This is a genomic window from Mangrovibacterium sp. (assembly GCF_059905295.1).
In genome coordinates, this window is record NZ_JBZQJF010000325.1 from 1 (window position 1) to 7,240 (window position 7,240).

Here is a 7,240-nt window from a genome sequence, read left to right on the forward strand (position 1 = left end):
ACGGGGCTAAACTTAATATCCTGTTGTTCAAAGCTGTCGTCCACGCCAACTTCCTTCATAATTCGTTTACATGTATCGCAGGTCGACAAATAATAGACTTTTCGTTGCATTGTTTTTTGTTTTTTGGTGGCGGGAAGATAGAAAAAACCACAAAAAGGCTTTGGTGACAGTTGAATTAATTTCAATAACTTGCGGCTCCATTTTCCGAACTTCAACAACAATTTCAAAACAAGACAAACCAGCGAGCAGCCATGCAACCATTCATTCATTACTTTCTACACCTGGTCTTCCCGGCACTCATTGCCTGGCTCTTCTTTCGGAAAGAATGGAAGAAAGTCTACCTCATCTTTCTTTTAACTATGCTGGTCGATCTGGATCATTTGCTGGCAACACCAATCTTCCAGGCTAACCGGTGCAGCATTGGTTTTCATCCGCTACACTCCTACTACGCCATAGCTGGCTATGTCGTCTTATTGTTCTTTCGCAAACCTTTCAACATCATTGGAATCGGGCTGCTGTTTCACATGTTCACCGATTTGGTTGACTGCCTCTTCACCTTTAGCCATTGTCCCGATTGCCTGGTTGGAGCTCCTGCCTATGCATTTATTCACTGGATTGCAGATTTGATTGGGCTAAAGTAGCACCAAACTTAAAGAGAACAGGAAGCCGCACAAAATTAAAAGACTTTTATATCTTATTTTAACACTATTTCTGTAACTAGCTCATCACAATTGCAGTAAGCTACTCTGGAACACAAAAGAAAGGAGTACAAACTATGGCACATGAAGAAGAAGTACGCGAAGCGTCTAATGCCTTTTATGCCGCGTTAAACTCAATGGTTAACGGCGACGCTCAAGCCCTGAAAGACATCTGGTCGCACAGCGAAGAAGTGAGCACCATGCACCCGGTTGGCGGCCGCCAGTTAGGTTGGGAAGAGGTTTGGAACACTTGGGATCAGGTTGCACAAGTATCCAGCGACGGGAATGTGGTTCTGAAAGAGCAGGTGATTTGGGCAGAGGCCAACCTGGCCTACGAAACCGGAGTAGAACAAGCGGAGTTTAAAATTGCCGGTACCCAAACTTCGGGAGATGTTCGGGTCACTAATGTTTACCGCAAGGAAAACGGGAGCTGGAAGATTGTCCATCATCATACGGATGTTGTTCCGGAGATGATTGCGGTTTTAAAAGAACTTCAGCCTCACTAGTAACAAACCAGCTTTCCAAGAGCAAATCCGAAATTACTAACCAAAACCTTTCAACCCTTCTAATTCATTCACTTAAATCCAGGAGGATTCACTATGAAGATCAAATCATTACTTACTATTTTTCTATTTTCTCTTTGTATTTATGCCAATCCGGTATCTGCACAAGCCCCGCTTGAAGGAACCTGGCAGGCAAGCTACCTCGAATTCAGTACACCTGACACAACTTTCATTCTCTCCGGTGACCAGGCTGCATCTCAAATAAAAGTGATTAATAAAACGCATTTTGCAACAATCAAACAGGGTGCAAACATGGAGTCAAGTATGTTTAACGGAGGAACCTATGATCTGACAGATAATACCTACACAGAACACCTCAACTATTTTTCAAATACGGACCAAATTGGGAAATCAGTTACTTTCAAGAGTAAGCTCGATAAGGATAAATGGGAAATATCAGGCCCGGTTATTAAGGATGGCGAACAAGCTCCCAACTGGAAACTCAAGGAAGTTTATAACCGAATTGATTGACCCACCAACAACAAACGATCCAACAACCATCAATACAGAAGGGCACCTAATCAGGCGCCCTTCTGTATTTCTAATAACTTCTTTCCTAGAACATCGGATCCCAAGGTGGAAGCATTTCGGCTTTTTTGCCATAAATATCCAACACCTTTTGGCTAACGTATTTCTTGTTGACCACAATTCGAAACATATACTCGTCGAACCAACGATCGGTAAAGGTGAGGTAGCCTTTTTCGCCGGCGGTAACGCCCCAGCTGTTCTCGAATTGCCATTTCAGCGGTTTTTCATCTTTATCCACTTCTACGGCAATCAAGGCCATACCATGACTCGAGCCGCTATCTTTGGTTTCAATACGTTGGGCCTTATTCATTTTGAAAGGTACATCGTAAACTGCGTCGTAGTTAAAGTTATCGACATCCAGCACGCCAAAGTCGCGGCGCAACTGTTTGCCCACATCGCACGAAGCATACATGGCCTCGTTATTTTTTATCGACTCGATGCAAAACTGTTTGATCACCTCGTTTGGAAGATTCACATAGTGCCAGTTTTCGCCTTCCTGCACGTTCCGGTAATTCTCCACTTCGTAATGTTTCCAGTACGGGCGGGTCGGATCGTTCATCAACATCACATAATCGCTCAGCTGAATATCGCCCAGCACTTCTTTCATAAACGATTTCGGGGTGTACGTTTTCGCTTCAGCCAGTTTGCCGTCTTTATCCTTGTAACGGTATTCAAACTGAACAGGAGGTTCGCCCAGGTTTAAAGCCAGCATGCGGTAAATAACACTTAGCATTTCCACCTTGCGGGCTTCAATGTCCTTGTCGCTCTTACCACCGTTTTTCATATCGCGCAACTCAAGCCCCTGTTCACGAAGTTTCCGTTTAAGCAGCTTAGTCATCCAGGCCGTGTTATCGCTCGAATAAGTTTCTTCCATCGCCTCGCGCGGAACCAGACCGTATTTGTTTGCCAGGTTCACAAAGTTGATCCACTGTCCGCCGTCGTCAACAGGAGAGCTGAAATACCAGCGTACCTTTTCATCATCGAAACCACGATCGGCAGTTGCTACAATGTTATTCAGAAACAGGTTTGCTTTTTCGAACAGGTCCCAGAAATAAAGGTAGTTCTGCGAAAACTCGAATTCGCCCACATTGAAATGTTTCATTGCCATCGGGCGGAAAACATTTAACGAAGTGAACAACCAGCAACGGCCGGAGCTTTTCTGATTAGTGATGCCCGAAACATCAACCCGATAGGTAAAATAATGGTCTGTAGTCCCTTCATTTTCGCGACTCCAGGCCAGTTTCGTAATTGGGTTCGAGGAAAGTGCATTTTGCATCCCTACCGTGTAGTTGTCTTTCACAAAACTCGATCGGATTGTTTCCAGTTGTTGCTGATCAATACTTTGAGCCAGGCCTAAAAAAGGCAAAGCCAAGCCAGCAAGCGTTAGCCATTTTTTCATGATTATCTATTTTCAGGTTAATTTTTTCCAAGAAGCGCTAAAAATAGAAAGATCTGAATACAAAAAGATTGACAAATGTTTGCAAAAAAATCTCGGTCTATACCGGGGTTTCCTGTTATATCGAGTAAATAACTTTCTCCCGTTCAATCCGAGACTTCGGTTTAAGAGAGGGTTGATTGAAGTCTTCCGGATCGCGATAGCCCAAAGCCACCGCAAACAAGGTTTTGTAATCTTTTACCCCTAAGATCCGATCATATTCTGCCATATTAATCCCTTCCATCGGGGTTGAGTCAATGCCAAGTGCTGCCGCACCACTCAAAAAGAAGCCCAGCGACAGGTATACCTGATGGGCCATCCATGCTTTAATTTGCTCCTCGGTTCCGGGTTTAATGTTGTTGTTGTAATACGCAATTGCTCCTTCTGGCAAAGCTGCAATATTCTGGCTTTCGAACTTTTCCAGATTATCGATTACACTGAATACGACAATGTGACTGGCATCTTTCACTTTGCTGGCATTGTGAAATGAAAAAGGGGCCAATTTTTCTTTCAGTTTCTGATCGCTCACAAAGGTAAAACGCCAGGGCTGACTGTTGATTGATGAAGGGCTTAATCGTAAAATCTCCTGTAATTCGTCAACCTGCTCATCTGATATTTTCTTGCTCGGGTCGTACTTTTTAGTTGCGTAACGATCACCTGCCAATGTTTTAAAATCCATCATTTCTGTCTTTGTTTTCATTGCGTTAAAGCTACAAAAAGAAAGCCCGACTAATGCCGGGCTTCTATTTCAATCTGAAATATTTAAGATTATTTTTTCATCAGACGAACTTCATAAATTCCACCTGCAACAGAGCCCGGAGCAGCTTCAAACTTTACACGAAGCTGACCATCGGCTTTGTCCAGAATTTCCTGAGGAATATTGTAATCAACGGTAAAGAATTTGGGTCCTTTACTTCCATCCAAGGTCACATCAGCTAACTTTTCACCATTCAGGCTAATTGTGAAAGTACGCCCGTTATCCAGTCCATAATACATAATCCGCAGTTTACCGGCTTCCCCATTCTTGTTATTCAACTGATAACTAAACCAGCCAGTCGCATCGCGCCAGTGTTTTCCCTGGTTCACTCCCGAGTTGGTGTTTTCAGACTGAATGAAGTGATCAGATTCCGGCTGTTGCTCTCCCGGGAATACCATATCAACTGTTGCTTCTTCCAAAGCCTTTTGGGAGGCATCTTCAGCAGCCATTTTTTCTTCCATGCTTTTCAGATCCGTTTTGCTCACCACTTTAAAATAGATGACATAGCGTGATTCCTGTACCCGGAAGAAGGGAATCAACTTCAAATCTTTATATTTATCGGGATACAAACCATCCAATGTGAAAGTCATCGGCTCACCAGCAACCGGTTTCACCATCGAGGGTATCTGATCGGCAGAGCCAACAATAACAGGCATCTCATTCAACGGATATTTGGGTCCTGAGGCGATATGCCCACCGCGGCTATCATCAGCATACAAACCAACCATATTGGTGGTATCGGTTTTAGCAGCCAGCACAATCGGGCCATGCAAAATTGAATAGTAGCTTTCGCCATCAGGCAGCTGCTCAACTGTTGTTCGCATGGGCAAAGTCAACTCCACTTTATCGCCTTTTTCCCATTTGCGTTTCAAAGCCACATATTGGCCCGGACTTGCCTCAAATTCCACCTCCTTGCCATTTACCGTAACTTTCAATGCTCCTGCCTCAACCCATTTCGGATAACGGATATACAGCGTAAATTCACTTTTCTTCTTTGGGTTGATGGTCAAGGTACTGGTTTCGGCATCCGGGAATTTTGTTTCCTGGCTTAGTTCCAATCCTTTTTCTGCCCATTTCAAGGTTGATGGGATGAACAGATTGACGTAAATATCATCACCCGAATGTGCATAAATCAGCTCTCCGTATTTAGTGTGATTTTCCATTCCGGAACCAACGCAACACCAGAAGCTGGTTTGCGGCTGCGAATACACCCGGTAATGTCCCGGACGCATCGGGGTAAAGTATACAAAACCACCATGATCAATTTCTTCGGTTGACAGAATATGGTTGTACAAAGCCCGCTCATAGTAATCCATGTATTTTACTTCCGGATCGCTCAAAAACAAGTGCTTGGTCAACTTCAGCATGTTATAGGTATTGCAGGTTTCCGGACCTTGTTCACTCTCAATCATTGAGCTGAAATCATCAATCGGATGGAAGTGTTCACGCACGCTGTTTCCACCAATAGAAACGGTGCGTTTATCAACTACATTCTCCCAGAAATAGCGCGCTGCATCAGCCCACGACTGGTCTCCATCCACCTCTGCGATACGTTTAAAACCAATCACTTTCGGAATCTGCGTATTAGCATGCAGCCCGGTCAGGTGATCTTCGTGCTTGATCAGCGGATCCAAAATCGCCCGGTGCGAGAACTGCTTGGCCAGCTTCAGGTATTTTGGGTCGCCTGTAATGTCTGCCACATCGGCAAAAATCTCGTTCAATCCGCCGTGCTCACTGCGAAGCATATCCTGAATCTGATCATCTGACAGATTTTTCACCAGATGAATGGCCCAATCGGTTAATTTGATCAACATCTCCTTAGCTTCCTCGCTACCACCAAAAGCATAGGCATCGTACAAACCGGCGTAGATTTTATGAATATTATAGAGAGGTACCCATTTCTTGTTCAAACTAAAAGAACTGGCCTCAATCTTTCCTTCCGAAATCTCCTTCCACATGGCTTTTCCCCCGGGCACGCCCGACAAATAGCCATCGCCGTTTGCATCCTGAGCACGCTTCAGTTCCGACAACATATAATCCATGCGGTCCTTCATCCGCTGGTCGCCGGTAGCAGCATACATTTTCGCCAATGCCGACAGGTAATGTCCGCCAATGTGGCCGTCCAGCCCGGTATTTTCCCAGTTACCGTAATTTTCAGCTTTCGGTTTCAATCCTGCTTCTTTCAAATACGGAGCCAATAAGCGGTCCATATCCAAAGCCAGCATGTAGTTCATGTCGGTCATCATGGCCTTTTTAAACGGGCTGTCGAGCAAGCGCACTTCGGACAACTGAAATGCTTCTATTCCCTGCTTCTGTTGTGCAAAAGCAGCAAATGGCAGCAAGCCTAAAAAGACGATTAGATTTCTAAGTTTCATTTTTGTTTATAATTTGATTTGATATTTACAGTGATCGTTGCCTCGGTGAATTGACGAGATAACCGTTGCCTGAACGGGATGACCGGCAACCTTGGAAAACATCAACTCGGCAAATCCTTCGGAACAATAACACAACACCCCGGTGTTTAGTCCCTGTTCATGATTCACCATCGGGCAAACACAAAAACTTTTATTCTCATCAGCATAAATTATACCGTTTTCCTGGTCGAAATCGACTTTCCAATTCCAGCTATCCTCCAGAAAACTGATGTACTTCTCCAATTCGCCTTCGTAAGGCTGCAAAACTTCATCCATCTTCAACTGGTCGTAGTGTGCTCTCGCACAACTTTTCATGATTTCCCGTGACAGATTTTCATCCGTCTGGTCATCCAAACTAACCATGAGAACAGAGATCCATTCCTGCATCAGCTTCTTCTGTGCATCCGCTGCCTCCGGGTTATTATCGGCCTCAACCTTCTGTCCAGCCAGAAAAGAGAAACCACAGAAACATCCTCCTGCAACACATGCCTTCTTCAAAAAACTCCTGCGGTCGTTATCCATCTTGTTTGTATTTATTTCAAATTCAAGCGCTCCCCACAGCCTTCCTGCTCAAAAAAACGGGGTGAAGGCCAATTCAATCATCCCTAGTTCACAGGATCAATTCCTTTGAAGGTCGGTTTAACCTCCATGATATTTCCATCAGCATCAAACTCCAGCTTGTCGATACAAACCTCGCGGTGGAAACCACCACGGCGGCCCATCTTAACACCATTCGGATAACTGAAGCGGTGGTACACCAGGTACCATTCATCTGTTCCCGGAATCTGGATGGCCGAGTTGTGGCCTGTCGCAAAAATACCGGTCTTGTCATCACGCTGAATGAC

At 44.6% G+C, this 7,240-nt stretch carries 8 protein-coding genes; 3 read left to right on the plus strand and 5 right to left on the minus strand.

Features of this window, described 5'->3' with window-relative positions; genetic code table 11:
- Window positions 1-251: 251 nt before the first annotated feature.
- The 3 genes from AC37HE_RS16405 (at window position 252) to AC37HE_RS16415 (ending at window position 1,732) form a co-directional block, all read left to right on the plus strand.
- Window positions 252-641: a DUF6122 family protein gene (locus tag AC37HE_RS16405; protein ID WP_500784113.1), complete on the plus strand. Its 390-nt coding sequence runs from the start codon at window positions 252-254 to the stop codon at window positions 639-641.
- Window positions 642-775: 134 nt separating this feature from the next.
- Window positions 776-1,204, plus strand: coding sequence for a YybH family protein (locus AC37HE_RS16410; RefSeq protein ID WP_500784115.1), 429 nt, complete (start codon window positions 776-778; stop codon window positions 1,202-1,204).
- A gap of 93 nt (window positions 1,205-1,297) precedes the next feature.
- Window positions 1,298-1,732: a hypothetical protein gene (locus AC37HE_RS16415; protein ID WP_500784116.1), complete on the plus strand. Its 435-nt coding sequence runs from the start codon at window positions 1,298-1,300 to the stop codon at window positions 1,730-1,732.
- 85 nt (window positions 1,733-1,817) lie between these two features.
- On the opposite strand, the gene AC37HE_RS16420 is transcribed toward AC37HE_RS16415, so the two are convergent.
- From AC37HE_RS16420 to AC37HE_RS16440, 5 genes are all read right to left on the minus strand, one after another.
- The gene (locus tag AC37HE_RS16420) at window positions 1,818-3,188 is read right to left on the minus strand and encodes a C1 family peptidase (protein WP_500784118.1); all 1,371 of its coding nucleotides are present in this window, start codon (window positions 3,186-3,188) and stop codon (window positions 1,818-1,820) included.
- Window positions 3,189-3,303: 115 nt separating this feature from the next.
- On the minus strand, window positions 3,304-3,906 hold the full coding sequence (locus AC37HE_RS16425; protein ID WP_500784120.1) for a nitroreductase family protein: 603 nt from the start codon (window positions 3,904-3,906) through the stop codon (window positions 3,304-3,306).
- 86 nt (window positions 3,907-3,992) lie between these two features.
- Window positions 3,993-6,356 carry a beta-L-arabinofuranosidase domain-containing protein gene (locus AC37HE_RS16430; RefSeq protein WP_500784122.1) on the minus strand — a complete coding sequence of 788 codons (2,364 nt, stop codon included), beginning with the start codon at window positions 6,354-6,356 and terminating at the stop codon, window positions 3,993-3,995.
- A 6-nt stretch (window positions 6,357-6,362) separates the two neighbouring features.
- On the minus strand, window positions 6,363-6,917 hold the full coding sequence (locus AC37HE_RS16435; protein ID WP_500784124.1) for a DUF6144 family protein: 555 nt from the start codon (window positions 6,915-6,917) through the stop codon (window positions 6,363-6,365).
- 83 nt (window positions 6,918-7,000) lie between these two features.
- On the minus strand, window positions 7,001-7,240 hold a 240-nt coding region (locus AC37HE_RS16440; RefSeq protein ID WP_500784125.1), incomplete at its 5' end, for a family 43 glycosylhydrolase.

Bases quoted from the DNA above. Each gene is read 5' to 3' on its own strand.
- AC37HE_RS16405 (WP_500784113.1), top strand. From the start codon at position 252: ATGCAACCATTCATTCATTACTTTCTACACCTGGTCTTCCCGGCACTC.
- AC37HE_RS16410 (WP_500784115.1), top strand. From the start codon at position 776: ATGGCACATGAAGAAGAAGTACGCGAAGCGTCTAATGCCTTTTATGCC.
- AC37HE_RS16415 (WP_500784116.1), top strand. From the start codon at position 1,298: ATGAAGATCAAATCATTACTTACTATTTTTCTATTTTCTCTTTGTATT.
- AC37HE_RS16420 (WP_500784118.1), bottom strand. From the start codon at position 3,188: ATGAAAAAATGGCTAACGCTTGCTGGCTTGGCTTTGCCTTTTTTAGGC.
- AC37HE_RS16425 (WP_500784120.1), bottom strand. From the start codon at position 3,906: ATGATGGATTTTAAAACATTGGCAGGTGATCGTTACGCAACTAAAAAG.
- AC37HE_RS16430 (WP_500784122.1), bottom strand. From the start codon at position 6,356: ATGAAACTTAGAAATCTAATCGTCTTTTTAGGCTTGCTGCCATTTGCT.
- AC37HE_RS16435 (WP_500784124.1), bottom strand. From the start codon at position 6,917: ATGGATAACGACCGCAGGAGTTTTTTGAAGAAGGCATGTGTTGCAGGA.